Origin of the sequence: Neoroseomonas soli, from assembly GCF_018129065.1 — a bacterium.
Taxonomy (GTDB): domain Bacteria; phylum Pseudomonadota; class Alphaproteobacteria; order Acetobacterales; family Acetobacteraceae; genus Neoroseomonas; species Neoroseomonas soli.
In genome coordinates, this window is sequence record NZ_JAAEDM010000026.1 from 19,924 (window position 1) to 42,531 (window position 22,608).

The 22,608-nt window shown below is 71.1% G+C and carries 24 protein-coding genes; 10 read left to right on the top strand and 14 right to left on the bottom strand.

Features of this window, described 5'->3' with window-relative positions; translation table 11 throughout:
• Positions 1–15 precede the first annotated feature (15 nt).
• The 6 genes from GXW76_RS11570 to GXW76_RS11595 are packed head-to-tail and all read left to right on the top strand — an operon-like array spanning position 16 to position 4,959.
• Entirely contained in the window at positions 16–1,197 is a 1,182-nt protein-coding gene (locus GXW76_RS11570) for an ABC transporter substrate-binding protein (RefSeq protein ID WP_211862178.1), read from the top strand.
• A gap of 7 nt (positions 1,198–1,204) precedes the next feature.
• On the top strand, positions 1,205–2,128 hold the full coding sequence (locus GXW76_RS11575; RefSeq protein WP_211862179.1) for a branched-chain amino acid ABC transporter permease: 924 nt from the start codon (positions 1,205–1,207) through the stop codon (positions 2,126–2,128).
• A 3-nt stretch (positions 2,129–2,131) separates the two neighbouring features.
• Positions 2,132–3,055 (top strand): branched-chain amino acid ABC transporter permease, encoded by a 924-nt coding sequence (locus GXW76_RS11580; protein ID WP_211862180.1) that lies wholly within the window; start codon positions 2,132–2,134, stop codon positions 3,053–3,055.
• Positions 3,048–3,800 carry an ABC transporter ATP-binding protein gene (locus GXW76_RS11585; protein WP_211862181.1) on the top strand — a complete coding sequence of 251 codons (753 nt, stop codon included), beginning with the start codon at positions 3,048–3,050 and terminating at the stop codon, positions 3,798–3,800. The genes GXW76_RS11580 and GXW76_RS11585 overlap by 8 nt, the downstream gene beginning before the upstream one ends.
• Complete coding sequence (locus GXW76_RS11590) at positions 3,800–4,501, top strand: ABC transporter ATP-binding protein (RefSeq protein ID WP_211862182.1); 702 nt, start codon at positions 3,800–3,802, stop codon at positions 4,499–4,501. Before GXW76_RS11585 ends, GXW76_RS11590 begins: the two co-directional genes overlap by 1 nt.
• A 14-nt stretch (positions 4,502–4,515) precedes the next feature.
• Entirely contained in the window at positions 4,516–4,959 is a 444-nt protein-coding gene (locus GXW76_RS11595) for a cupin domain-containing protein (RefSeq protein WP_211862183.1), read from the top strand.
• Between the two features lie 90 nt (positions 4,960–5,049).
• Here GXW76_RS11595 and GXW76_RS11600 read toward each other — a convergent pair whose 3' ends face one another.
• From GXW76_RS11600 to GXW76_RS11615, 4 genes are all read right to left on the bottom strand, one after another.
• Positions 5,050–5,832, bottom strand: a complete 783-nt coding sequence (locus GXW76_RS11600; RefSeq protein ID WP_211862184.1) for an enoyl-CoA hydratase — start codon at positions 5,830–5,832, stop codon at positions 5,050–5,052.
• Positions 5,833–5,893: 61 nt separating this feature from the next.
• Complete coding sequence (locus tag GXW76_RS11605; protein ID WP_211862185.1) at positions 5,894–6,109, bottom strand: DUF1127 domain-containing protein; 216 nt, start codon at positions 6,107–6,109, stop codon at positions 5,894–5,896.
• Positions 6,110–6,181: 72 nt separating this feature from the next.
• Positions 6,182–7,393 carry a flavin-dependent oxidoreductase gene (locus GXW76_RS11610; protein ID WP_211862186.1) on the bottom strand — a complete coding sequence of 404 codons (1,212 nt, stop codon included), beginning with the start codon at positions 7,391–7,393 and terminating at the stop codon, positions 6,182–6,184.
• Positions 7,394–7,543: 150 nt separating this feature from the next.
• Positions 7,544–7,735: a hypothetical protein gene (locus GXW76_RS11615; protein WP_211862187.1), complete on the bottom strand. Its 192-nt coding sequence runs from the start codon at positions 7,733–7,735 to the stop codon at positions 7,544–7,546.
• Positions 7,736–7,871: 136 nt separating this feature from the next.
• Between GXW76_RS11615 and GXW76_RS11620 the strand changes: the two genes are divergently transcribed.
• The 4 genes from GXW76_RS11620 (at position 7,872) to GXW76_RS11635 (ending at position 11,724) form a co-directional block, all read left to right on the top strand.
• Complete coding sequence (locus GXW76_RS11620; RefSeq protein WP_211862188.1) at positions 7,872–8,858, top strand: MBL fold metallo-hydrolase; 987 nt, start codon at positions 7,872–7,874, stop codon at positions 8,856–8,858.
• Between the two features lie 336 nt (positions 8,859–9,194).
• On the top strand, positions 9,195–10,412 hold the full coding sequence (locus GXW76_RS11625; protein ID WP_211862189.1) for an NADP-dependent isocitrate dehydrogenase: 1,218 nt from the start codon (positions 9,195–9,197) through the stop codon (positions 10,410–10,412).
• 91 nt (positions 10,413–10,503) lie between these two features.
• Complete coding sequence (locus GXW76_RS11630) at positions 10,504–11,175, top strand: DUF599 domain-containing protein (protein ID WP_211862190.1); 672 nt, start codon at positions 10,504–10,506, stop codon at positions 11,173–11,175.
• 81 nt (positions 11,176–11,256) lie between these two features.
• Positions 11,257–11,724, top strand: coding sequence for a PRC-barrel domain-containing protein (locus tag GXW76_RS11635; protein ID WP_211862191.1), 468 nt, complete (start codon positions 11,257–11,259; stop codon positions 11,722–11,724).
• Between the two features lie 465 nt (positions 11,725–12,189).
• Here GXW76_RS11635 and GXW76_RS11640 read toward each other — a convergent pair whose 3' ends face one another.
• The 10 genes from GXW76_RS11640 to flgC all read right to left on the bottom strand — a co-directional run bounded on the left by GXW76_RS11640 (position 12,190) and on the right by flgC (position 22,605).
• Positions 12,190–12,807: a hypothetical protein gene (locus GXW76_RS11640; protein ID WP_211862192.1), complete on the bottom strand. Its 618-nt coding sequence runs from the start codon at positions 12,805–12,807 to the stop codon at positions 12,190–12,192.
• The gene (locus GXW76_RS11645; protein WP_211862193.1) at positions 12,804–13,925 is read right to left on the bottom strand and encodes a DmpA family aminopeptidase; all 1,122 of its coding nucleotides are present in this window, start codon (positions 13,923–13,925) and stop codon (positions 12,804–12,806) included. The genes GXW76_RS11640 and GXW76_RS11645 overlap by 4 nt, the downstream gene beginning before the upstream one ends.
• On the bottom strand, positions 13,922–16,582 hold the full coding sequence (gene alaS, locus GXW76_RS11650; protein WP_211862194.1) for an alanine--tRNA ligase: 2,661 nt from the start codon (positions 16,580–16,582) through the stop codon (positions 13,922–13,924). The genes GXW76_RS11645 and alaS overlap by 4 nt, the downstream gene beginning before the upstream one ends.
• A 379-nt stretch (positions 16,583–16,961) precedes the next feature.
• A complete protein-coding gene (gene recA, locus GXW76_RS11655; RefSeq protein ID WP_246514139.1) occupies positions 16,962–18,008 on the bottom strand; it encodes a recombinase RecA in 1,047 nt (348 codons plus the stop codon).
• A gap of 182 nt (positions 18,009–18,190) precedes the next feature.
• Complete coding sequence (locus tag GXW76_RS11660) at positions 18,191–19,699, bottom strand: ATP-binding protein (RefSeq protein ID WP_211862195.1); 1,509 nt, start codon at positions 19,697–19,699, stop codon at positions 18,191–18,193.
• A 2-nt stretch (positions 19,700–19,701) separates the two neighbouring features.
• Entirely contained in the window at positions 19,702–20,760 is a 1,059-nt protein-coding gene (locus GXW76_RS11665; protein WP_211862196.1) for an EscU/YscU/HrcU family type III secretion system export apparatus switch protein, read from the bottom strand.
• Positions 20,761–20,763: 3 nt separating this feature from the next.
• On the bottom strand, positions 20,764–21,540 hold the full coding sequence (locus GXW76_RS11670; RefSeq protein ID WP_211862197.1) for a flagellar biosynthetic protein FliR: 777 nt from the start codon (positions 21,538–21,540) through the stop codon (positions 20,764–20,766).
• Between the two features lies 1 nt (position 21,541).
• Positions 21,542–21,856, bottom strand: coding sequence for a flagellar biosynthetic protein FliQ (locus GXW76_RS11675; protein WP_211862198.1), 315 nt, complete (start codon positions 21,854–21,856; stop codon positions 21,542–21,544).
• Between the two features lie 36 nt (positions 21,857–21,892).
• On the bottom strand, positions 21,893–22,198 hold the full coding sequence (locus tag GXW76_RS11680; protein WP_211862199.1) for a flagellar hook-basal body complex protein FliE: 306 nt from the start codon (positions 22,196–22,198) through the stop codon (positions 21,893–21,895).
• A complete protein-coding gene (gene flgC / locus GXW76_RS11685) occupies positions 22,195–22,605 on the bottom strand; it encodes a flagellar basal body rod protein FlgC (RefSeq protein ID WP_211862200.1) in 411 nt (136 codons plus the stop codon). Before flgC ends, GXW76_RS11680 begins: the two co-directional genes overlap by 4 nt.
• Between the last annotated feature and the right edge of the window lie 3 nt (positions 22,606–22,608).

The following is a 22,608-nucleotide window of genomic DNA, read 5'->3' on the forward strand; positions in this document are numbered from 1 at the left end:
GAACGGGGAACTTCCATGATCGGGATCGGACGGCGCGGGCTTCTGGGCGGCACCACGGCTTTGCTGGCCGCGCCCGCCATCCTGCACGCGCAGCCCGCGGGCGGCGTGAAGATCGGCGTGGTGGCCGTGCAGACCGGCCCGCAGGCCGCGCTCGGCAACCAGCTCAAGGACGGCTTCGCCCTCGGCCTGCGTCACCTGGACGGCAAGCTTGGCGGGCTGACGGCCGAGACGGTGCTGATCGACGACGAACTGAAGCCCGATGTCGCCGTCACCAAGGTCCGCGCCGCGCTCGAGCGCGACAAGGTGGACTTCATCGTCGGCGTGGTCTTCTCCAACATCCTCCAGGCCATCATGCGGCCGGTGACGGAGAGCAACACCTTCCTCATCAGCACCAATGCCGGGCCGTCCACCTTTGCCGGCCGCGGCTGCAACCCGTTCTTCTTCACCACCTCCTACAACAACGACCAGGTCCATGCGGTGATGGGCCAGGTGGCGCAGGACAATAACTACCGCCGCGTCTTCCTGATGACGCCGAATTACCAGGCCGGGCGCGACGCCATGGCGGGCTTCAAGTCCCGCTTCCGGGGCGAGGTGGTGGACGAGGTCTATGTCCCGCTGACGCAGCTCGACTTCTCGGCCGAGCTGGCGAAGATCGCCGCGGCGCGGCCCGACGCGATCTTCACCTTCATGCCGGGCGGGCTCGGCGTGAACCTGGTGCGGCAGTACCGCCAGGCCGGCCTCGCCAACATCCCGTTCCTGTCCACCTTCACGGTGGACGAGGCGACGCTGCCGGCGCAGGGCGAAGCGGCGCTCGGCTTCTACTCGGCCGCATCCTGGGCGCCGAACATGGACAGCGAACAGAACCGCCGCTTCGTGCGCGACTTCGAGGACGGCTTCAACTACGTCCCGGCCACCTATGCCGCGCAGGCCTATGACGCGGCGGTGCTGCTCGATTCCGCGATCCGCCGCGTGCGCGGGAACCTCGCCGACAAGGGCGCGCTGCGGGAGGCGATCCGCGCCGCCGATTTCCGCTCCGTGCGCGGGTCGTTCAAGTTCGGCGTGAACCACTACCCGGTGCAGGATTTCTGGCTGTGCAAGGTGGCCAAGCGTCCGGACGGCAAGCTGCAGACGGAAACCGTGCGCAAGGTCTTCGAGAACAACGTCGACCCCTGGGCCGCCGAATGCCGCATGCGCTGAGCGGGGCGTGACCACGCAACTTCTGCTGGTGCAGGCGCTCAACGGCCTGCAGCTCGGGATCCTGCTCTTCCTCGTCGCGGCGGGGCTGACGCTGGTGTTCGGGGTGATGGACTTCATCAACCTCGCGCACGGGGTGCAGTACATGCTGGGCGCCTATCTCGGCGCCTCGCTGGCCGCGGCGACGGGGTCCTTCTGGTGGGGACTGGTGCTCGCGCTGCCCGCGGCACTGGCGGCAGGGCTGCTGCTGGAGGTGCTGGTGTTCCGGCACCTCTACGCCCGCGACCACCTGGCGCAGGTGCTCGCGACCTTCGGCGTCATCCTGTTCCTGAACGAGGGCGTGAAGGTCGTCTGGGGTGCCGCCCCGCTCCAGGTGGCGGTGCCGCCGCTGCTCGAAGGCGGCGTCGAGATCATGCCCGGGCTGCAATACCCGCTCTACCGCGTGGCGGTGCTCGCCGCCGGCATTGCGACGGCGGCGGGGCTGTGGTGGCTGGTGGAGCGCACCCGCGCCGGCATGCTGGTGCGCGCGGGTGCGACCAATGCGGCGATGGTCTCGGCCCTCGGCGTGGATATCGGGCGGCTCTTCACGCTCGTCTTCGCCTTCGGCGCGATGCTCGCGGGCTTTGCCGGCGTGCTGGCGGGGCCGATCTTCTCCGTCGAGCCCGGCATGGGCGACAATGTGCTGATCCTCGCCTTCGTGGTGATCGTGATCGGCGGGATCGGGTCCATCCGCGGCGCCTTCGTCGCGGCGCTGCTGGTCGGGCTGATCGACACGCTCGGCAAGTCGCTGATGCCGGACCTGATGCGGCTCTTCCTCGATGCCTCCGCGGCGCGGCAGGCGGGGGCGGCGCTGGCGTCGATGCTCGTTTATGTCGCCATGGCGGCGATCCTGGCCTTCCGTCCGGCGGGCCTGTTTCCCGTGCGCGCGGGCTGATCCATGCGCGAGGCCTGGCTGCCGCTTGCGGTGCTGATCGCCCTCGGTGCGGCGCCGCTGCTGGGGTTCGGCGGGTCCTACGAGACCACGCTGATGGCGCGGACGATGATCCTCGGTATGGCGGCGGTCTCGCTCTCCTTCCTGGTCGGCGGGGCGGGGCTGGCCAGCCTGGGGCATGCGGCCTCGGTCGGCGTCGGCGCCTATGCCGTGGCGATCCTCGACGCGCATGGCGTCACCGAGGCCGCGCGCGTGCTGCCTGTCGCCGTCGGCGCGGCGGCGGTCTTCTCGCTGGCCACGGGTGCCATCGCCATCCGCACCTCCGGCGTGCATTTCATCATGATCACGCTGGCCTTCGGGCAGATGGCGTTCTTCACCGCCTCCTCGCTCGCGGCCTATGGCGGGGATGACGGCTACACGCTCTACAGCCGGACGGAAGTGCTGGGCACGCGGCTGCTCGAGGACCGTCTCGCCTTCCACTACATCTGCCTCGGCGCGCTGGCGCTGACCTGGGCTGTCTGCGCCATGCTGCTCGCCTCCCGCTTCGGGCGCGTGCTGCGCGCGGCGCGGGAGAACGCGCAACGCGTCGAGGCGGTCGGCCTCGCCCCCTACTCCTTCCGCCTGGTCGGCTACGTCCTGGCCGGGGCGATGGGCGGGCTGGCCGGCTTCCTGTTGGCGAACGCAACCGAGTTCGTCTCCCCGGCCAGCCTGTCCTGGCAGCGGTCGGGGGAACTGCTGTTCATGGTGATCCTCGGCGGCGCCGGCAGGCTCTGGGGCGCGATCCTCGGCGCGCTGGCCTTCGTATTGTTGGAGACCTGGCTCGCGCAGCAGATGCAGCATTGGAAACTCGTCTTCGGCCCGCTGTTGGTGCTGGCGGTGATCTTCCTGCGCGGTGGCCTCTCCGGCCTGGTGGCGCGGCGCCATGGCTGAGCCCCTGCTGCGCCTCGACGGGCTGCGCAAGCACTATGGCGGCCTCGCCGTGACGGACGGCGTCTCGCTCGAGGTGCTGCCCGGCGAGATCCACGCCGTCATCGGCCCCAACGGCGCCGGCAAGACCACGCTGATCCACGAGATCACCGGCATCGTCGCCCCCGATGAGGGCCGCGTGGTCTTCGCCGGCCAGGACGTGACGCGCTTCTCCCTGCCGCGCCGCGTGCGCGCGGGTCTCGCGCGGACCTTCCAGATCACCAGCGTCGTCGCGGGATTCACGGCGCGGGCGAATGTGGCGCTCGCCGCGCAGGCGCGCTCGGGTTCGTCCTTCCGCTTCTTCCGCCCCGCGGCATCCGAGCGCAGGCTGAACGACGCGGCGATGCAGGCGCTCGCCGAGGTCGGCCTCGCCGACCGCGCCGACACGCCCGCCGGCGCCCTCAGCCATGGCGAAAAGCGCGCGCTGGAACTGGCGATCGCGCTGGCCACGGAACCCCGCCTGCTGCTGCTCGACGAACCCCTCGCCGGCGCCGGGCCGGAGGAAACGGAACGCCTTATCGCCCTGCTGACGCGCCTGAAATCCGCCTACACCATCCTGCTCGTCGAACACGACATGCAGGCTGTCTTCGCGCTGGCCGACCGCATCTCCGTCCTGGTCTATGGCCGCGTCATCGCCACCGGCACGGTCGCCGAGATCCGCGGCAATCCGGAAGTCCGCGCCGCCTACCTCGGCGAGGACGGCGCCTGATGCTGATCGTCGAGGACCTGGTCGCCGGCTACGGCGGCAGCCGCGTACTGCACGGCGTCTCCTTCTCCGTCGGCGCGGGGGAGGTCGTGACGCTGCTCGGCCGCAACGGCATGGGCAAGACCACCACCGTGCGCGCCGTCATGGGGCTGCTCACCCCCACCGCCGGCCGCATCCGCTTCGCGGGCAACGACGTCGCCGGCCGGCCGCCGCACCGCATCGCGCAGCAGGGCATCGGCCTGGTGCCCGAGGGCCGCCAGATCTTCCCGACCCTGACCGTCGAGGAAAACCTGGTCGCCACCGCCGCCAACCGCTCCGGCGGTGCGCAGCGCTGGACGCTGCCGGAGGTGCTGGCGCTGTTCCCGCGCCTCGCCGAACGGCGGCGCAACCTGGGCTCGCGGCTTTCGGGCGGGGAGCAGCAGATGCTCGCCATCGGCCGCGCGCTGATGACCAATCCGCGCCTGCTCATCCTGGACGAGGCCACCGAGGGCCTCGCCCCCATCATCCGCGCCGAGATCTGGTCCGTCCTCGCCCGCCTGCGCGCCGAGGGGCTGGCGATCCTGCTGATCGACAAGAACCTCGCGGCCCTGCTTCGCCTCGCCGACCGCCATGTCGTCATCGAAAAGGGCGCTGTGGTCTGGACCGGCAGCAGCGACGCCCTGGCGGCCGCACCGGAAGTGCGCGACACGTATCTTCACGTTTGAGGGAGGACCCCATCATGACCGCTCTGACCGCAGGCATCACCCCCGCCGGGGAAGGCATCGGCGGCGTCGTCTGGAACATCCTGGGCCAGACCTACAAGCCGGTGGCGAGCGGCGAGTCCTGCTTCGCCTTCGACACGCTCTTCCCGCCCGAGACCTTCGTCCCGCCGCACATCCACACCACGCAGGACGAATTCATCCGCATCCTCGAAGGGCGCTTCGACCTGGTGCTGGACGGGCAGCCGGTTCAAGCCAAGGCCGGCGACCTGATCCGCATGCCGATGGGCATCATGCACGGCATCTTCAACAAGTCCGGCGCGCCCGTGCGCGCGCTGTTCTGGGTCAGCCCGGCACGCAGCCTCGAGACGCTGTTCAAGCGCATCCACAACGTCCCGGACCCGGCCGAGGTGGTGCGCATCGCGGCCGAGCACGAGGTGGAGTTCCTGCCGCCGCCGGGCTGAAGGAAGAAGAGCGGGGGAGGATGAACCTCCCCCGGGCCCCCTCCCTTCTTTGTCAGGGTCGCGCCTCCTGCGTCGGCGCGACGGGGGTGCTCAGGGCTTGGCGCTCTTCTTCTTGTTGGCCATGAAGGCGCCGAGCATCCGCCCGGGCTCGTCGCTGCGCCAGGACGCGCCGAAGGCCTCGACGCCGGCGGCGATGCCCTGGGTGACGGTGCTGTCCTCCCACTTGCGGATCAGCGCCTTCTGGCCGCGGATCGCCTCCGGGCCGGCATCCAGCAGCAGGTCGAGCCATTCCTCCACCGCCGCGTCCAGCGCCGCGTCGGGGACCACGCGCTCGACCAGGCCCCAGTCCTCGGCCTCCCGCGCGCCGATCGTCTCGGCCAGCAACAGCAGGCGCCGCGTGCGGCCCCAGCCGATCAGGCCGGGCAGCAGCGCGGCTTCCACCACCGAGGGGATGCCGACCCGTACCTCGGGCATGCCGAACTTGGCGCCTTCGGCCGCGATGCGCAGGTCGCAGGCGGCCGCGACCTCCAGCCCGGCGCCGAGGCACCACCCGTTCACCCGCGCGATCACCGGCACCGGCAGGTCGCGCACCGCGCGGCAGCAGCCATGCACCAGCCGGATGAAGTCCTGCGCCGCCACCTCGCCGGGAATGCCCGCCATCACTGAGATGTCCGCGCCGCCGATGAAGGCCCGCCCCCCCACGCCGGTCAGCACCACGGCGCGCAGCGAAGGCTCCTTCGCAAGCGCCGCGAAGGTCGCGGCGAACTCCCGCATCAAGTCGGGGTTCAGCGTGTTCAGCTTGGCGTCGTGATCCACCGCGACATGCGCGACGCGCCCCTCATGCGAGCGCCGCACATCCATCCGTCCTGCCATGGCAATCCCTCCATTCGCAGCGCATCCTGCCCGCGCATGAAAGGGCTGCCAATGCGGCCGCTCAGCGCCGCCACCAGGGCTTGCGGGATTCCGCCAGCGCCTCCTCCGGGGTGACGCCGATGTCGCGCAGCAGGCGCGGTTCCAGCACCGCAAGCCGCGCGCGCTGGCGGCGCCGCTCCAGCGCCGTCACCATCCGGTCCAGTGCCGACCGCCAGGACCGCGGCACCGCAGGCGCGACGCGCCCGTCCGACCATGCTCGGCTGTGGCTTGCCATCATCCTCTCTCCCGCCATGTGCGGAACCGAGGATGCCTGCCGCCGCGCGCCGATGTTGCGGCGAGGAGCGAAGCACTACCGTGGCGTCGCGAAGCCGGCCATGCGTGCGTAGCCGCCGGCGATGGCGGCGAGTTCGTCACGCGCGATGACGTCCTCCAGCCGCACGAAGCCCTCCGGCGCGCGTTCGGACACGACGTCCACCACGCGCTCCGGGCCGCCCTTGCGGTTGCTGCGCACGATCTCGGCGGTCTTCGGCAGGCGCTCGGCCTCGTAGGCGGCGAGCGCCTCGGGCGCCGGCTGTTCCGCGAGCAGCGCGGCGAGGCAGCGCGCATCGAGCACCGCCTGCGACGCGCCGTTCGAACCCACCGGATACATCGGATGCGCCGCGTCGCCGAGCAGCGTCACCCTTCCCTGCGTCCACCACGGCAGGGGGTCGCGGTCGCACATCGGGTATTCCCAGAATTCCGGCGTCGCCCGCACCAGCGATTCCACGTCCAGGAACGGGATGCGGAAGCGCGCGACATGCGGCAGCACTTCCTCGAGCCGTCCCGGCCGCGACCAATCCTCCCGTCGCGGCGGCGGCCGTGCCGGATCGCCGATCTGCGCGCAGACCACCCAGTTGGTGAGGCGCGTCCCCGGCCGCGACCCGGCGGCGATCGGGTAGAGGACCAGCTTCTCCCGCATGTCGCCGGCGACGATCATGGTGTCGCCGCCCTCGTATTCCGGCCAGTCCACCGCGCCGCGCCACATCTCGATGCCGTTCCAGCGGATCCCGCCATCATCCGGATGCAGCGCGGCGCGGAGCACGGAATGGATGCCGTCCGCGCCGACCAGCACGTCGCCGCGCGCGCTGCGGCCATCGCCAAGACGCGCGGTCACGCCTTCCGCATCCTGCTCGAAGCCCGCGAAGCGCGCCCCCGCCACCAGCGCGTCGGGACCGAGGCGTTCCAGCGCCGCCTTCCACAACACTTCGTGCAGATGGCCGCGATGGATGGAGAATTGGGGCACGTCGTGCCCGGCCCAGGTGCCGCGCGGCTCGACCCAGATCTCCTGGCCGAAGCGGTTGAGGTAGCGCAGTTCCCGCGTGCGCACCGCGACGGCATCGAGCGCCGGCAGCAGCCCGAGTGCCGCGAGTTCGCGGATCGCATGCGGCAGGGTGTTGATGCCGACGCCGAGGGGGCGAACCTGCGTCGCGGCCTCAAGCACCGTGCACGGAATGCCGCGCTCATGCAGGCAGAGGGCCAGTGTCAGCCCACCTACACCGCCGCCCGCGATCAGCACCCGCATGCGCAGCCCCTTTCCCTGTCGTAGGCCAGCGTCATACCGGCAGGGCGGCCGGGGTGCGAGGGGCCGGGCTCAAGGACCGTTCGAGAACGCCGGCACCGGGGCGGTGCCGGGCTTCAGAACGCGCCGGATGGCGCATTCGCAAACGGTCTCTCAGCCTTCCTCGGCGACCGGCGGGGGCGCCGCGTCCGCCTCGGCCGGCCAGGCGGCGCGCGCCGCCGCCCGACGCTTCGCGGCGCAGACGAGCAGGGCAAGCCCGGCCCCACCCGCGGCCACCGCCGTCACGGCCGCCGCGGTCGCCACGGCGGTCCCCAGGATTCCGGCCCCGATCACGCGGAGGATCATCGAATTCTTCCTTTCCCGTAACGCAGGTGTGTAGCCTCGGCCCGCAAGCGCGACTGGCCCAGCACCCGCCCCCGAACATAGCCTTCCTGCGCAGGCCCGTCCCGGCTGCCACGACAGACATGGGGAAACACCGAACATGACGATCTCTCGCCGCGCCCTCCTGGGCGCTGGGGCTGGCGCCGCGATGCTGCCCCTGCTGCGGGCCGAGGCGGCCGCGCCCTTCGCCGGCCGGGGCGCCCCGGCATGGTATCGGTTCCGCTTCGGCGAATACGAAGCGACGATCGTCTCCGACGGCTCCCTGCCGCTGGGCAAGGCCGAGGATGCCTTCGTCGGCGCGCGCCCCGGCGAGATCAACGCCATGATGCAGGCGAATTTCCTCGACCCGGCCAATGCGGTGCTCGAGCAGAACGCACTGGTGCTGAACACCGGACGCCACCTGATCCTGTTCGACACCGGCATGGGCGAGAGCATGGGCGAGGCGAGCCGCATGTTCGGCCCGACCACGGGGCGGCTGCTGCGCAACCTGCGCGAAGCCGGCATCGACCCGGCGCAGATCGACCTCGTCGTGCTCTCCCACGCGCATTGCGACCATTGCTGGGCATTGGTGGACGCGCAGGGCAACCGCAACTTCCCCAACGCGCAGGTGGCGATCAGCGAGGCCGACCTCCGCTTCTGGACCGACGACGCCAACAAGCGCGGCCCGGCCTTCATGGTGCCTTTCATCGACGGGGCGAAGAAGAACCTCGCCGCCTATCGCGACCGCATGATCATGGTGCAGGACGGGCAGGACGTGGTGCCGGGCATCACCGCCGTCTCCGCCCCGGGGCATACGGTGGGCCACATGATCTACGCGATCAGTTCCGGGCCCAACGTGATGGTCTACACGGGCGACCTCGCGCATCACCACGTGCTTCTGCTGCGGCGGCCGCTGCTGGAATTCTCCTTCGATACCGATCCGAAGCAGTCGGCGCAGACCCGGGCGCGGGCGCTCGACCGCTTCGCCACCGACAGGCCGGTGCTCCTTTCCTACCACTTCCCCTGGCCGGGCCTTGGCCGCGTGGCGAAGGAGGGCGAAGGCTACGCCTGGATGCCGGCGCCGATGGACGTGACCAGCCTCGGCTGAGGCTTTCCCGGCCCTGCGGACCCTGGCCAGGGCCCGCAGGGCGCACCCGCGCCGGGCGATGTCCGCGCGGCCTGCCTCGAGGGGCGGGCCAGGGAGCTTCGCGGCCGGCGGCAACAGGTCCCGGTTGCCCCCTGCGGGCTGCGGGCAAGACGGCCCGCCGCCCCTTTCGCCGCATCGTCTGTGCATTTCCCGTTCCGAAAGCCGCCAAGGCGGCTCCGATCCGGGGCTTTCAGGCCCGCCCGGGCTTGCCGCCCCCGCCTAACCGGGGCAATTTCCGCCCGCGCCGGCCGCCTCCGGGACGGGCCAGCACAACGATCGCCCCGCAGAGGACAGCCAATGGCCAAGATCAAAGTGAAGACCCCCGTCGTCGAGATGGACGGGGACGAGATGACCCGCATCATCTGGGGGTTCATCAAGGACAAGCTGATCCTCCCGTACCTCGACGTCGACCTGAAGTACTACGACCTCGGCATCCAGAAGCGCGACGAGACGGACGACCAGATCACCGTCGATTCCGCCAATGCCACGAAGCAGTACGGCGTGGCCGTGAAGTGCGCGACCATCACGCCGGACGAGGCCCGCGTGAAGGAATTCGGCCTGAAGAAGATGTGGAGGTCGCCCAACGGGACCATCCGCAACATCCTCGACGGCACGATCTTCCGTGAGCCGATCATCTGCCAGAACGTGCCGCGCCTGGTGCCGCACTGGTCCAAGCCGATCGTCGTCGGCCGCCACGCCTATGGCGACATCTACCGCGCCGCCGAGACCAAGATCCCCGGCGCCGGCAAGGCGACGCTGACCTGGACGCCGGCCGATGGCGGCGCGCCGATCGAGCTGGAAGTGACGAACTTCCCGGCCGGCGGCGGCGTGCTGATGGGCATGCACAACACCCGCAAGTCGATCGAGGGCTTCGCCCGCGCCAGCCTGAACTACGGCCTCGCCCGCGGCTACTCGGTGTACTTCAGCCACAAGAACACGATCCTCAAGGCCTATGACGGCGAGTTCAAGGACATCTTCCGCCGCGTCTTCGACCAGGAGTTCGCGGAGAAGTTCAAGGCCGCCGGCCTGATCTACGAGGACCGCCTGATCGACGACATGGTCGCCTGCGCCCTGAAGTGGGAAGGCGGCTACGTCTGGGCCTGCAAGAACTACGACGGCGACGTGCAGTCCGACATCGTGGCGCAGGGCTTCGGCTCGCTCGGCCTGATGACCTCGGTGCTGCTGTCCCCGGACGGTGCGACGGTGGAGTCCGAGGCGGCGCACGGCACGGTGACGCGTCACTACCGCGAGCACCAGAAGGGCCGCGAGACCTCGACCAACCCGATCGCGTCCATCTTCGCCTGGACGCGCGGCCTGGCCTATCGCGGCAAGTTCGACGGCACGCAGGACGTGGTCGATTTCGCCAACGCGCTCGAGCAGGTCTGCATCGAGACGGTCGAGAGCGGCTCAATGACGAAGGACCTCGCCATCCTGATCGGCAAGGACCAGCCCTGGCTCAACACCCAGGCCTTCCTCGCCAAGCTGGACGAGAACCTGAAGAAGAAGATGGCCTGATCCGGCCTTCTTCCCGGCGTGAAGGGACGGCCGTCGCGGGCAACCGCGGCGGCCGTTCCGATTCCCGGCCTCGCCGCGCTACTCTGGCGCCATGCCGCCGCTGACCCTCCTCGACTGGCTCGCCCTCGCTGTCTTCGTGCTGTGCTGGGTGGTCTATGCCCTGGTGGTGGACCGCGTGCCCTCCATTCGCGCGAAGAGCGTGATCGCCGCCATGGACGAGCACCGGCGCCGCTGGATGCGTGCGGCGCTGACGCGGGAGAACCGCATCGCGGACATCTCGGCGATCGGCAACCTGATGTCGTCCACCTCCTTCCTCGCCACCACCTCCATCCTCCTGCTGGGTGGGTTGGTGGCGATGCTCTCCGCGCCGGACATCGGGCGGCGCGTCGTCGCGATGCTGCCCTGGAGCACGGTCCCGGACGAGACGATGTGGGAGGTGAAGATCGGCCTGCTGCTGCTGATCTTCATCAACGCCTTCTTCGAGCTGACCTGGGCGCTGCGGCAGTTCAACTACACGAGCACCCTCGTCGTCGGCATGCCCTGCGACCCGAAGGCGTTGGCGCAGGCAGAGGCTGCGGCGCGCCTCGCCAACCGCGGAGCGCGGCACTTCAACACCGGGCTGCGGTCCTTCTACTTCGGGCTCGCGGCGCTCGCCTGGATCATCCACCCGGTCGCGCTGATCGTCGCCAGCCTGCTCGTGCTGCGCGAGCTGCACCGGCGGGAGTTCCGCTCCGCCGCGCGGGATGCACTCACGCCGACTTGACGGAGCCGCCAAAACCGCTTGGCGGCGCGTGCGTTTCACTTTGATCCCGGTAAGCCGGGGAGATCGGAGGAGAACGCATACATGCGCACCAACACCCTGATGACGACTGCCCTCGCTGCCGCCATCGTGACGCTGCCGACGCTCGTCATGTCACAGACGCAGCCAGCGCCGGCCCAGCCTCGCGCCACGCCACCGGCCGCGACCACGCCCGCCCCGGCGCCGCCCATGCCGCAGACGACGCAGCCTGTGACGCCCATGCGTGTCGCGAGCACCGAACCCCGCCGCGCCAGCAGCATCATCGGCGCGAACATCTACAACGAGGAGAACCGCAGCGTCGGCGAGGTGCACGACCTGCTCGTGACCCAGTCGGGCGGCGCGATCACCGCGGTCCTGTCGGTCGGCGGCTTCCTCGGTATCGGTGAACGCTATGTCACCGTGCCGCTGAGCGACCTGCAGTGGAACATCGAGCGGAGCCGCTGGACGCTGCCCGGCGCTACGGTGGAGAGCCTGAAGGCCCGTCCGGCCTTCACCTATCCGCAGCGCGGCTGATTGCGCATCCCAGGGCAGACCCGATCGATGGAATGACCCGACCGGGTGACCATACCCTCGAGCGCGATAACCTGGAGCGATTGCCGCAAGCCATCGCGACCGGACATCGCTCCAGGTGCGAGCCCGGCGGAAGTGCGCCGGTCTCGCGCTCATACGAGCGGCAGCGATCGCTGACTCGAGGTCGAAGGTCGCTGCCGCCCGCATGCCCTTGGTCTTGCACGCGGCCACCACACCAGCCCCGCGTGCGGATACGCTCGGCAAGGATGCCGGGCATATCATTCCCGGCACTCACGCGGCCCAATGGAGCGGTCTCCGTTCGCCTCGGCTCACGGATACCGCTCCAGGCCCTTGTTCCTGCAAGCATCTTCACCCGATCAGGCGGTTCCACCTGATCGGGATCTGCTCCCGGGTTCGCGTGATGTCGCGCTGCAAGGCGCGCGGGCGGCGACTGTCGCGGCGTGCCGCTCAGGGCAGCGGCAACGGCCTGCCGGGCAGTTGGCCGGGACGCAGGCCACAGGTCGCGCGCACCGCGGCGGGCGGCGGCGTCACGGCGATGGGCACTGGCTCGCATGTGCCGCGACCGAGGTCGTCCACCTGCCGCTCGATGGAGAAGGCCTCCCGCAGCGTGCCTTCCGCGTCGAAGGTATGGAACGTGTAGGAGACGGCGCAGCACCCGTTGCGCCCGACCGAGACCAGCCGCCCGGCGGAATCGCGCGAGAAGCCGAGGCCGCCGATCTCGCCCGCCCGGCGGAAGCGCGCCTGGTCCGGCTGCATCAGCCAGAGGTCCCAGGCGGTGTTGGCATTGCCGCCGATGACCGGCACCCAGAGATCCACCGCGCCGTCGCCGTTGGTGTCAGCGAGCCGGGGCAGCATGTCGGGAAGGTCGGACTGCACCTCGATGCGCTGGCTCTCGATGCCGCCCTCGAGGACGCTGATGGTCCAGTGTTCCTGGCTGGAGGTCGCGCGCAGCGTCAGCGGCGGGGCACCGGGGCGGGTGGCCCGCAGCGTGGTGCGCGCGGCCTCCGCGGCCGACAGCGCGAGAGCGAGCAACGCGACGCCGGCAAGGATTGCGCGCCGGCTCATGCCGCCTGCCCGTGCCGCGCAAGCACCGCTCGCAAGGCGTCGAGGTCGATCGCCTCCCCCTTCGCGCGGCGCCCGGTGCGGCCGTCCCGGCCGATCACGGTCGTGGCCATGGTCAGGGCATTGAGCACCGCTTCCTCCACCGCTTCGGCCGCCGCCTGGAACAGCGGCGACATGCGGTCGTTCGGCCAGTCGGCGATGACGGACTGGTGGGTGCGGCGTTCCGCGGTCCGCCGCACGTCGGGATGGGTCGAGAAGGCAATGGCGTAGTCGCCCGAGCCGTCGCTGAAGGCCGCGCCGGTGCGCGCAAGCCCCGCCATCGCCCGTGTCGCGAGGCGCATCAGGTTGCGGTCGGAGAGTGGCGCATTGGTCGCGATGACCACCATGACCGAGCCGTCCGCGTCGCCGCGATCGGTGTGCTCCTTCAGATACCACTTGCCGAGTTCGCGCCCGACCGGGACGCCGTCCATGGTCAGCACGCCGCCGTAATTCGCCTGCACCAGCGCGCCGAGGGTCCAGGCGCCGAGTGCCTCCGGCAGCACGCGCGAAGACGTCCCGATCCCACCCTTCCAGCCGAAGGCCATGGTGCCCGTGCCGGCGCCGACGCAGCCTTCCGCGACGGCACCCTCCGCGGCGCCGTCCAGCGCGGCGCGGACGTGGTCCTGCGTCACGCCGCGGGCGCGGATGTCGTTGAGGCGGCCGTCATTGGTCTCGCCGACGAAGGCGTTGACGCTGACGGCCTGCGGGTTGCGCGCCAGCGTCCAGTCCACCAGCGCCTCCACCGCCCGCCCGACGGCGAGGGTGTTGGTCAGCACGATGGGCGTCTCGAGTTCCCCGAGTTCCGCGACCTGCGTACCCCCGGCGAGCTTGCCGAAGCCGTTGATGACGGACAGCCCCGCCGGAACGCGATCGGCGAAGGGATTGCCGGGATGCGGCAGGATGGCGGTGACGCCGGTGCGGGTGGCGTCGCCTTCGATCAGCGTGACATGGCCGACGCGCACGCCGGCCACGTCGGTGATCGCGTTGTGCGTGCCGGGCGCGAAAATACCCGGCGCGAGGCCGAGGTCGCGCGCACGGCAGCGGGCGCTCACCGGCGCAGCCGCGCCGGCGCCCTCCGTCATGCCGCGACGCCGTGCGCCAGCGTCTCGCGCACCGCAGCCAGCGCTTCGGCAGCCTTGGCGCCGTCCGGACCGCCGGCCTGCGCCATGTCCGGCCGCCCACCGCCGCCCTTGCCGCCGACCGCCGCGGAGGCGGCACGCACCAGCGCCACGGCGTCCGCCTTGCCCTTCGCCGCGTCGCCCGTCGCCACGACGATGGAGGCCTTGCCCTCGGCCGTGGAGACCAGCGCCACCACATCCGCCGCGCCGCCCTTTAGGATCGCTTCCGCCAGGCCCTTGAGGTCGCGCGGTGGCACTTCGCCGAGGTCGCGCAGCGCGACGCGCAGCCCGGCGACCTGCTCGACCTCCGCCCCGCCACCGCCGGTGGCGAGCTTCTTGCGAAGCTCCGCCACGTCGCGCTCGAGCTTGCGGCGCTCCTCGACCAGCGCGGAGATGCGGCCGGCGAGTTCGCCCGGCTGCGCCTTCAGCACCGCTGCCGCGGCCTGCAGGCTTTCCTCCATCTCCGAGATGTAGGCGAGCGCGGCGTCGCCGGTGACGGCCTCCACGCGCCGGATGCCGGCCGAGACCGCGCCCTCGGACACGATCTTGAACAGCCCGATGTCGCCAGTCCGCTTCACATGCGTGCCGCCGCAGAGCTCCAGCGAATAGACGCCGTGCTTCTCCACCGCCGCCGGGTCATGGCCCATGCCGACGACGCGCACCTCCTCGCCGTACTTCTCGCCGAAAAGCGCCATCGCGCCGGCCTCGACCGCCGCCTCGGGCGTCATCAGCCGCGTCGTGACCTTGGCGTTCTCGCGGATGCGGGCGTTCACCTCGGCCTCGACCCACTGCAGGTCCTCCTCGGTCATCGGCACCGGCTGGGAGACGTCGAAGCGCAGGCGGTCCGGCGCGTTCAGCGAGCCCTTCTGCGCCACATGCGTGCCGAGCCGGCGGCGCAGTGCCTCGTGCAGCAGGTGGGTCGCGGAATGATGCGAACGGATCCTGGCGCGGCGGTCATGCGCGACCTCCGCCTGCACCGCGAGACCGAGCCTCGCCTCGCCCTGCACCACCGTGCCGAGATGGACGTAGAGCGCGCCGAGCTTCTTCTGCGTGTCGCGCACCTCGATCCAGCAGGCCGGGCCCGCCTGGATGATGCCGGTGTCGCCGACCTGGCCGCCGGACTCCGCGTAGAACGGCGTCTGGTTCAACAGCACGGCCACTTCCATCCCGACCGGAGCGCTGCCCACCGGCTTGCCATCGGCGACGATGGCGACGATCTCGCCTTCCGCCGTCTCGGTCGAATAGCCGAGGAATTCGGACGCGCCGACCGTCTCCTTGAGGTCGAACCACACGCTCTCTGTCGCTGCCTCGCCCGAGCCGGCCCAGGCGGCGCGGGCGCGCTTGCGCTGCTCGGCCATGGCGGCGTTGAAGCCCTCCACGTCCACCGGGCGGCCTTCGGCGCGCAGCGCGTCCTGCGTCAGGTCGAGCGGGAAGCCGTAGGTGTCATAGAGGCGGAAGGCGACCTCGCCCGGCAGGGTCTGGCCAGAGCCGAGCTTGCCGGTTTCCTCGGCCAGAAGGTGCAGGCCGCGTTCGAGCAGCGAGCGGAAGCGCGTTTCCTCCAGCCGCAGCGTTTCGCTGATCAGCGCCTCGGCGCGCACCAGCTCCGGATAGGCGGCGCCCATCTGGCGCACCAGCGCCGGCAGCAGCCGGTGCATCAGCGGCTCCCGCGCGCCGAGCATGTGCGCGTGGCGCATCGCGCGGCGCAGGATGCGGCGCAGCACATAGCCGCGGCCCTCGTTGGACGGCAACACGCCGTCCGCCATCAGGAAGGCGCCGGCGCGCAGGTGGTCGGCGACGACGCGATGGCTGACGCGGAATGGCCCATCCGGCGCCTGCCCCGTCGCCTCGGCGGAAGCGAGGATGATCGCCCGCAGCGTGTCCGTGTCGTAGTTGTCGTGCTTGCCCTGCAGGATGGCGGCGAAGCGTTCCAGCCCCATGCCCGTGTCGATCGAGGGCCTGGGCAGCGGGTTCCGAGTGCCGGCCGGCTCCTCGAGGAACTGCATGAAGACCAGGTTCCAGATCTCGATGAACCGGTCGCCGTCCTCGTCAGGGCTGCCCGGCGGGCCGCCCGGGATCTTGTCGCCGTGGTCGAAGAAGATCTCCGAGCACGGGCCGCAGGGGCCGGTATCGCCCATGCGCCAGAAATTGTCGGAGGTGGAGATGCGGATGATCCGGCTGTCCGGCAGCCCGGCCACCTTCTTCCAGATCGCCGCCGCGTCGTCGTCCTCGCTGTAGACCGTGACCAGCAGCCGGTCCTTCGGAAGGCCAAAATCCTTGGTCAGCAGGTCCCAGGCATAGGGGATGGCCTGTTCCTTGAAATAGTCGCCGAAGGAAAAGTTCCCCAGCATCTCGAAGAAGGTGTGGTGGCGCGCGGTGTAGCCGACATTGTCGAGGTCGTTGTGCTTGCCGCCCGCGCGCACCGACTTCTGGGCCGTGGTGGCGCGCTTGTAGGGCCGCGTCTCCTGCCCGGTGAAGACGTTCTTGAACTGGACCATGCCCGAGTTCGCGAACATCAGCGTCGGGTCGTTGCGCGGCACCAGCGGGCTGCTTTCCACCACCTCGTGCCCGTTGCGGCGGAAGTAGTCGAGGAAGGTGGCGCGGATGTCGTTGCTGCTGGTCATGTCCTGCCCGTCGCGTCGCCCTGCAAGGCCAGCCGGGGGCTGGCAAGGATTCAAGGGCGGGAGAGGTAGCGCGCGGGGGCCGGGGCGTGAAGGGGCGCGTCAGCGTTCCTTCGCGGTAGGCGGGCCCACCTCGGCCTCCCGGGCCGCGTTCTGCCGGTCCTGGTGGGCCTTTTCATGCTGGAGCGCCTCCTTCCCGAAATCGGGGCCACCTTCCTTCCGCTCATCCGGCCGGAACCTGGGGTCCGGCCGGTGCGGCGGCGGGGGATCGGGCGCAATCCGGGGAAGTCGGGGGCGGCGAGGCTGATTCATGCGGGGTCCTCCTTCCCGGAGAAACACCCCGCGCCGTAGATGGTTGCGCCCCGCCGCGAGCAAGGGCGGCCTATTCGGCCGCCAGCGCCTCGTCGTCGTCCCCGCCTTCGCCGACGAGCATCTGCTCCGCCAGCAGCCCGGCCTGGCCGCGGACGCGCTGCTCGATGGAAATGGCCATCTCCGGGTGGTCGCGCAGGAACTGCTTCGCGTTCTCGCGCCCCTGCCCGATCCGCTGGCTGTCGCAGGAGAACCAGGCGCCCGACTTCTCGACCACATTGGCCTTCACGCCGAGGTCGATGAGTTCACCCACCTTGCTGATGCCCTCGCCGTACATGATGTCGAACTCGACCTCGCGGAACGGCGGGGCCATCTTGTTCTTCACCACCTTCACGCGGGTGTGGTTGCCGGTCACCTCGTCGCGGTCCTTGATCGCCCCGATGCGGCGGATCTCCATGCGGACCGAGGCGTAGAACTTCAGCGCGTTGCCGCCCGTGGTCGTCTCCGGGTTGCCGAACATGACGCCGATCTTGAGCCGGATCTGGTTCAGGAAGATCAGCAGCGTGTTGGACTTGGACACCGACCCCGTCAGCTTGCGCAGCGCCTGGGACATCAGGCGGGCATGCAGGCCGACATGGCTGTCGCCCATCTCGCCTTCGAGTTCGGCGCGGGGCACCAGCGCCGCGACGGAATCCACCACCAGCACGTCGACCGCGCCGGACCGCACCAGCGTGTCCGCGATCTCGAGCGCCTGCTCGCCCGCATCCGGCTGGCTGATCAGCAGGTTGTCCACATCGACGCCGAGCTTCTTGGCGTAGCCCGGATCGAGCGCATGTTCCGCGTCCACGAAGGCGCAGGTGCCGCCCTTCTTCTGGGCTTCCGCGATGACATGCAGCGCCAGCGTCGTCTTGCCCGAGGATTCCGGGCCGTAGATCTCGATGATGCGGCCCTTGGGCAGGCCGCCGATGCCGAGCGCCAGGTCAAGGCCGAGCGAACCGGTCGAGACGACCTCGATATCCCCCTGCGCCGCCTGCTTGGCGCCGAGGCGCATGATCGAGCCCTTGCCGAAGGCCCGCTCGATCTGGCTCAGCGCCGCATCCAGCGCCTTTCCCTTGTCCATGCCCTTCCCCCGCTCCAGCGATGGCTTCTCAACCATAGGGCGATATCCTCCAGGCGTCCATCGCCCGTTAATAATGAGACCCGGCGGGTCCCTCGCTCGCCCCACCCGCGCACGGCGAGGCGATTCGACGCAAGCGGAGCATGCGCCAAACAGGCCGCGGCATCAAGAACAGACAAAGAACATTAACCTTCGAAGGGTCGCGCCCCCGCCACCGCCGCGGCCAGATCGGCCATGCGGAAGGGCTTCTCCAGGAAGCGGATGCCGAGGCCCGACAGCCCCTCCCCCACCGTCGCCTCGGCGTAACCCGAGACCAGGACTACCGAGAGGCCGGCGATGCGCGCCCGCAGCGCCTGGGCCAGCGCCAGCCCGTCCATCTCCCCGGGCATGGTGACGTCGCTGACCAGTACTTCCGGCAGGAAGCCGGTCTCGACCACATCGAGCGCGGCGTCGGCATCCTCCGCCGCGCGCACCTCATGCCCCGCGCCTTCCAGCGCGCGGCGGGCGAGCAGACGCAGCGGCGCCTCGTCCTCCACCAGCAGCACGCGCCGGGCCATGGCGGGCGCGGCCTCGGCCGGGGCGGGCGGGCGCGCTGCCTGCGCCGCGCCGGAGGCGGGCGGGAACCACAGGCGGAACACCGTCCCCCGCCCCCGCGACGAGGCCACCGAGACATGCCCGCCCGACTGCCGCAGGATGCCGAGCACGGTGGACAGCCCCAGCCCCGTTCCCCCGGCGCCGCGCCGCGTGGTGAAGAAGGGCTCGAAGATGCGCGGCAGCAGGTCGGGCGGCATGCCGCTGCCGCTGTCCTCCACCGAGAGCACCGCCCAGCGGCCCGGTGGGATGACGGCGCCCTGAGCCACTTCCTCCGTCGCCAGCGTCACCTCGTTCAGTGCGATGCGGATGGCGCCGCCATCCGGCATGGCGTCGCGCGCATTCACCACCAGGTTCAGCAGCGCCTGGTCGAGTTGCGACGGATCGACGCGCACCCTCGGGCCGGGTGCCGGCGCCTGCACCTCCAGCGTATGCCGGGCGCCGAGCAGCCGCGCGAGCAGCGGCGCCATCGCCTCCACCGCTTCCCCCAGCGCGATCACGCGCGGGGCCAGCGCCTGTCGGCTGGCGAAGGCGAGCAACTGCTTCACCAGCCGTGCGCCGCGCGTCGCGCTGTCGAGGATCTGGCGCAGGTCCTCCGCCGTCTCGGCCTCCGGCCCGCGGGCCAGGGCGGCCTCGGCCGCGCCGGAGATGGCCGCGAGCAGGTTGTTGAAGTCGTGCGCCACGCCGCCGGCGAGCTGCCCGATCGACTGCAGCCGCGCCCCTTCCTCCATCTGCGCCTGCATGCGCCGGCGCGCCGTCACGTCCGTCACGCGCATGAGCGCGCCGGGCTCGCCGCGCAGCGGGCGGCAGGCGACCTCGAAACTGGCATCGGCCGGAAGCGCCGCGCCTGTGAGCCGCGCCGGCACCACGGGCGGCGCCGGCGGCCCGGCCAAAGCGACGGCGATGGCGCCGGCCACGGCCTCGCGCGAGGCTTCGACGAACAGCGCCGCCGCCGGCATGCCCGGGGCCGGCGCCGCGCCGCGCATGCGAGCCAGGGCTGCATTCGCCGCGCGGATGCGCCCTTCGGCATCGAGCACCGCAAGGCCCGCTTCTTCCTCCGCCTCGAACAGCCTGCGGAATGCCGCAGCTTCCGGATCGGTCACGCTCAACCTGCCTGCCCCCGCCCGCCGAGCCGCCAGACATAGGCGATGATCTCGGCCGCCGCCTGATAATGCTCGGGCGCAATCTCCGCTTCCAGGTCGAGCCGGTAAAGTGCGCGCGCCAGCGGCGGGTTGGAGACGATCGGCACGCCGGCCTCCGCCGCCGCCTCGCGGATTCGCGCAGCCATGGCATCCGCCCCCTTGGCAACGACGCGCGGCGCGGCGCTGCCACCCTGCTCATAGGCCAGCGCCACGGCGTAGTGCGTCGGGTTGGTGATGACCACCGCCGCCTTCGGCACCGCCGCCATCATGCGTCCCCGCGCGCGCTGCTGGCGGAGTTGCCGCAGCCGCCCCTTCACCTGCGGGTCGCCATCGCTTTCGCGCATCTCCTCCTTGATGTCCTGGCGGCTCATGCGCAGGCGCTGCAGGTGCCGCCAGCGCACCCAAAGCCAGTCGAGCGCCGCGATCGCCGCGAAGGCCACGAGTGCGGGCAGCGCGAGGTCGAGCGCCACCCATCCGCCGCGCTCCAGCAGCGCCGCCGCCGGGAGATGCAACAGCGCCTGCAACCCGGAGGGGTCGCCCAGCGCCCACCACAGCGCCGCCCCCACCAACCCCAGCTTCAGCAGCGTGCGGAGGAACTCGATCGCGCCCTCCGGCCCGAGGATCCGCTTCAGCGCCGACATCGGATTGATGCGCGAGACCTGCGGCTTCAACCCCTTGGCCGAGACGAGCCCCTGCGTCTGCAACATCGTCGCCGCGACCGCACCCGCCGCCGCAAGCCCCGCCACCGGCAGCACCGCGAGCAGCCCGAGCCGCCCGAGCTCCACCGCCGCCGCCGCCGGCGTGACCTCGTGCGCCCGTTCCAGCACCGCGCGCATCCCGCGCAGCATGCCCGCGCCCATGGGCGGCAGCGCGATCATCATCCCCAGCACGCCACCGCCGAGCGCCCCGAAGCTCACCATCTCGCGGGACAGCGCGACCTGGCCTTCCTCGCGCGCCTTCTCGAGCCGCCTTGGCGTTGCGGCTTCCGTACGGTCTTCGGCGTCCCGACCTTGCTCGGCCATGGCTCAGGGCATGCCAGGCAGGGCGAGGAAGGCGGCCCGCGCCCCCTCCCCGAAGGCGCCGAGCAGCGCGGGCATCAGCGCCGCGAGCAAGGCCAGGCCGAGCAACACCTGGCCCGGCACCGCCACGAAATAGACCTGCACCTGTGGCGCGATGCGCGCGAGCAGACCCAGGGCGACGTTCACCAGGATCGCCGCCACCACGAAGGGCGCGGCAAGACGCAGCGCGAGCGCCAGGCTTTCCGCGGCCGCGGCCGCGAATGCCTCCGCCCCTGTCCCGGCCGGGAAAGGCTCGCCCGCCGGAAGCAGATCGTAGGACTGCGCCAGCGCCTGCAACGGCAGAACATAGAGCCCGCTGCCCAGCACCAGAACTGTGGCGGCAAGTGCCAGCAGCCGCCCCGTCGCCGTACCCATGCCACCCGAGGCGGGGTCCGGCACCAGCGCCTGCGCCAGCCCCAGCAGCAACGCGATCGCCTGCCCCGCCATCGCCATGGCCAGCACCGTGACCCGCGCCAGCCCACCGAGCCAGAGCCCGACGACCACCTCCAGGACGATCAGCCGCACCGCCTCGCCCGCATCGTCGGGCGGCGGCGGCAGGCGGTCGGTCAGCCCCGGCAGCAGCAGCAGCACGAGGCCAAGCCCGAGGCCGAGGCGGATGGCGGGCGGCACATCCTCCTGCCCGAGACCGGGCAGCACCATCACCGCGGCGCCCAGGCGCGCGAAGGCCAGTACCGCGTGGAAGGCCAGCACCGGCAGGGCGGCGAGCAGCGCGGCCTCGTCCATCTCAGCCGCGCAGCCCGACCTCTATCGCGGCCTGGAAGAGGCTGCCGGCATAGCCGCGCAGCACGCCGGCGAAGAAAGGGCCGAGCAACAGCAGCGCCACGGCCAGCGCGACGGCTTTCGGGAGGAAGCCGAGCGTCGCCTCGTTCACCTGCGTCAGCGCCTGCATCACGGCGACGACGAGGCCCGTGACCAGCATCAGCACCAGCAGCGGCCCGCCGATCTGCAGCGCGATCCAAAGCGCCTCCCGAGAGGCGAGCGCGACCTCGTTCACCCGCGCACCGGCACGCCCATGGGCATCGCCCTGCCCCGGCCGCATCCTGCGGCCATGTCACCTGCTTTCGTCACCGGTGCCTCAGATCGGCATGCGCATCACGTCCTGGTATGCCGCGACGACGCGGTCGCGCACCGCGACGGCGGTTTGCAACGTCAGTTCCGCCCGCCCCACGGCGAGCACGACATCCGTCACGCTGCCCTGCCCGGTCAGCGCGCGCGTGGTGCTGGCATCGGCTTCCCGCCCCACATCCACGGCCTGTTCCATGGCGCGCGTCAGCGCCGCGCCGAAGCCCGCGCCGCCCGTGCCCTGGGTCGCGGCCTGCGGCAGCGCCTCGGCGGCGCGATAGGCGGCGGCGGCCCCCGCCGGGGCGAGCGGGATGCTCATCCGCGCAGCGCCTCGATGGTGCGGGTCAGCATGCCGCGCGTCACTTCCAGCACCGAGAGGTTGGCGGCGTAGGACCGCTGCGCCTCCCGCATGTCCATGGTCTCCACCATGCTGTCCACGTTCGGCACGCGCACGTAGCCGCGCGCATCGGCGGCCGGGTGGGACGGGTCGTGCCGCACCGGGAAATCCCCGCCCGCGGTCCCGATGCGCGCCACGCGCACCGTGCTGGTGCCGAGTTCCCGGTCGAGCCGATTCGCGAAGGTGACGGTGCGCCGGCGATAGGGATCGGCGCCGGGCGACTGCCCCGTGCTGTCGCGGTTTGCGAGGTTCTCCGCCACCACGCGCAGGCGCGTGGACTGCGCCTGCATGCCGGCGGCGGAAATGCGGAGCGCGCGATCGAGATCCATGCG

What these genes read in the sequence shown, in the direction of transcription:
- GXW76_RS11625 (WP_211862189.1), top strand. Translation starts at nt 9,195, where the DNA reads ATGGCCAAGATCAAAGTGAAGACCCCCGTCGTCGAGATGGACGGGGAC.
- GXW76_RS11675 (WP_211862198.1), bottom strand. Translation starts at nt 21,856, where the DNA reads ATGCGGCCGGGGCAGGGCGATGCCCATGGGCGTGCCGGTGCGCGGGTG.
- GXW76_RS11585 (WP_211862181.1), top strand. Translation starts at nt 3,048, where the DNA reads ATGGCTGAGCCCCTGCTGCGCCTCGACGGGCTGCGCAAGCACTATGGC.
- GXW76_RS11670 (WP_211862197.1), bottom strand. Translation starts at nt 21,540, where the DNA reads ATGGACGAGGCCGCGCTGCTCGCCGCCCTGCCGGTGCTGGCCTTCCAC.
- GXW76_RS11640 (WP_211862192.1), bottom strand. Translation starts at nt 12,807, where the DNA reads ATGAGCCGGCGCGCAATCCTTGCCGGCGTCGCGTTGCTCGCTCTCGCG.
- flgC (WP_211862200.1), bottom strand. Translation starts at nt 22,605, where the DNA reads ATGGATCTCGATCGCGCGCTCCGCATTTCCGCCGCCGGCATGCAGGCG.
- alaS (WP_211862194.1), bottom strand. Translation starts at nt 16,582, where the DNA reads ATGACCAGCAGCAACGACATCCGCGCCACCTTCCTCGACTACTTCCGC.
- GXW76_RS11580 (WP_211862180.1), top strand. Translation starts at nt 2,132, where the DNA reads ATGCGCGAGGCCTGGCTGCCGCTTGCGGTGCTGATCGCCCTCGGTGCG.
- GXW76_RS11645 (WP_211862193.1), bottom strand. Translation starts at nt 13,925, where the DNA reads ATGACGGAGGGCGCCGGCGCGGCTGCGCCGGTGAGCGCCCGCTGCCGT.
- GXW76_RS11635 (WP_211862191.1), top strand. Translation starts at nt 11,257, where the DNA reads ATGCGCACCAACACCCTGATGACGACTGCCCTCGCTGCCGCCATCGTG.
- recA (WP_246514139.1), bottom strand. Translation starts at nt 18,008, where the DNA reads ATGGACAAGGGAAAGGCGCTGGATGCGGCGCTGAGCCAGATCGAGCGG.
- GXW76_RS11610 (WP_211862186.1), bottom strand. Translation starts at nt 7,393, where the DNA reads ATGCGGGTGCTGATCGCGGGCGGCGGTGTAGGTGGGCTGACACTGGCC.
- GXW76_RS11605 (WP_211862185.1), bottom strand. Translation starts at nt 6,109, where the DNA reads ATGATGGCAAGCCACAGCCGAGCATGGTCGGACGGGCGCGTCGCGCCT.
- GXW76_RS11630 (WP_211862190.1), top strand. Translation starts at nt 10,504, where the DNA reads ATGCCGCCGCTGACCCTCCTCGACTGGCTCGCCCTCGCTGTCTTCGTG.
- GXW76_RS11620 (WP_211862188.1), top strand. Translation starts at nt 7,872, where the DNA reads ATGACGATCTCTCGCCGCGCCCTCCTGGGCGCTGGGGCTGGCGCCGCG.
- GXW76_RS11570 (WP_211862178.1), top strand. Translation starts at nt 16, where the DNA reads ATGATCGGGATCGGACGGCGCGGGCTTCTGGGCGGCACCACGGCTTTG.
- GXW76_RS11595 (WP_211862183.1), top strand. Translation starts at nt 4,516, where the DNA reads ATGACCGCTCTGACCGCAGGCATCACCCCCGCCGGGGAAGGCATCGGC.
- GXW76_RS11590 (WP_211862182.1), top strand. Translation starts at nt 3,800, where the DNA reads ATGCTGATCGTCGAGGACCTGGTCGCCGGCTACGGCGGCAGCCGCGTA.
- GXW76_RS11615 (WP_211862187.1), bottom strand. Translation starts at nt 7,735, where the DNA reads ATGATCCTCCGCGTGATCGGGGCCGGAATCCTGGGGACCGCCGTGGCG.
- GXW76_RS11680 (WP_211862199.1), bottom strand. Translation starts at nt 22,198, where the DNA reads ATGAGCATCCCGCTCGCCCCGGCGGGGGCCGCCGCCGCCTATCGCGCC.
- GXW76_RS11600 (WP_211862184.1), bottom strand. Translation starts at nt 5,832, where the DNA reads ATGGCAGGACGGATGGATGTGCGGCGCTCGCATGAGGGGCGCGTCGCG.
- GXW76_RS11665 (WP_211862196.1), bottom strand. Translation starts at nt 20,760, where the DNA reads ATGGCCGAGCAAGGTCGGGACGCCGAAGACCGTACGGAAGCCGCAACG.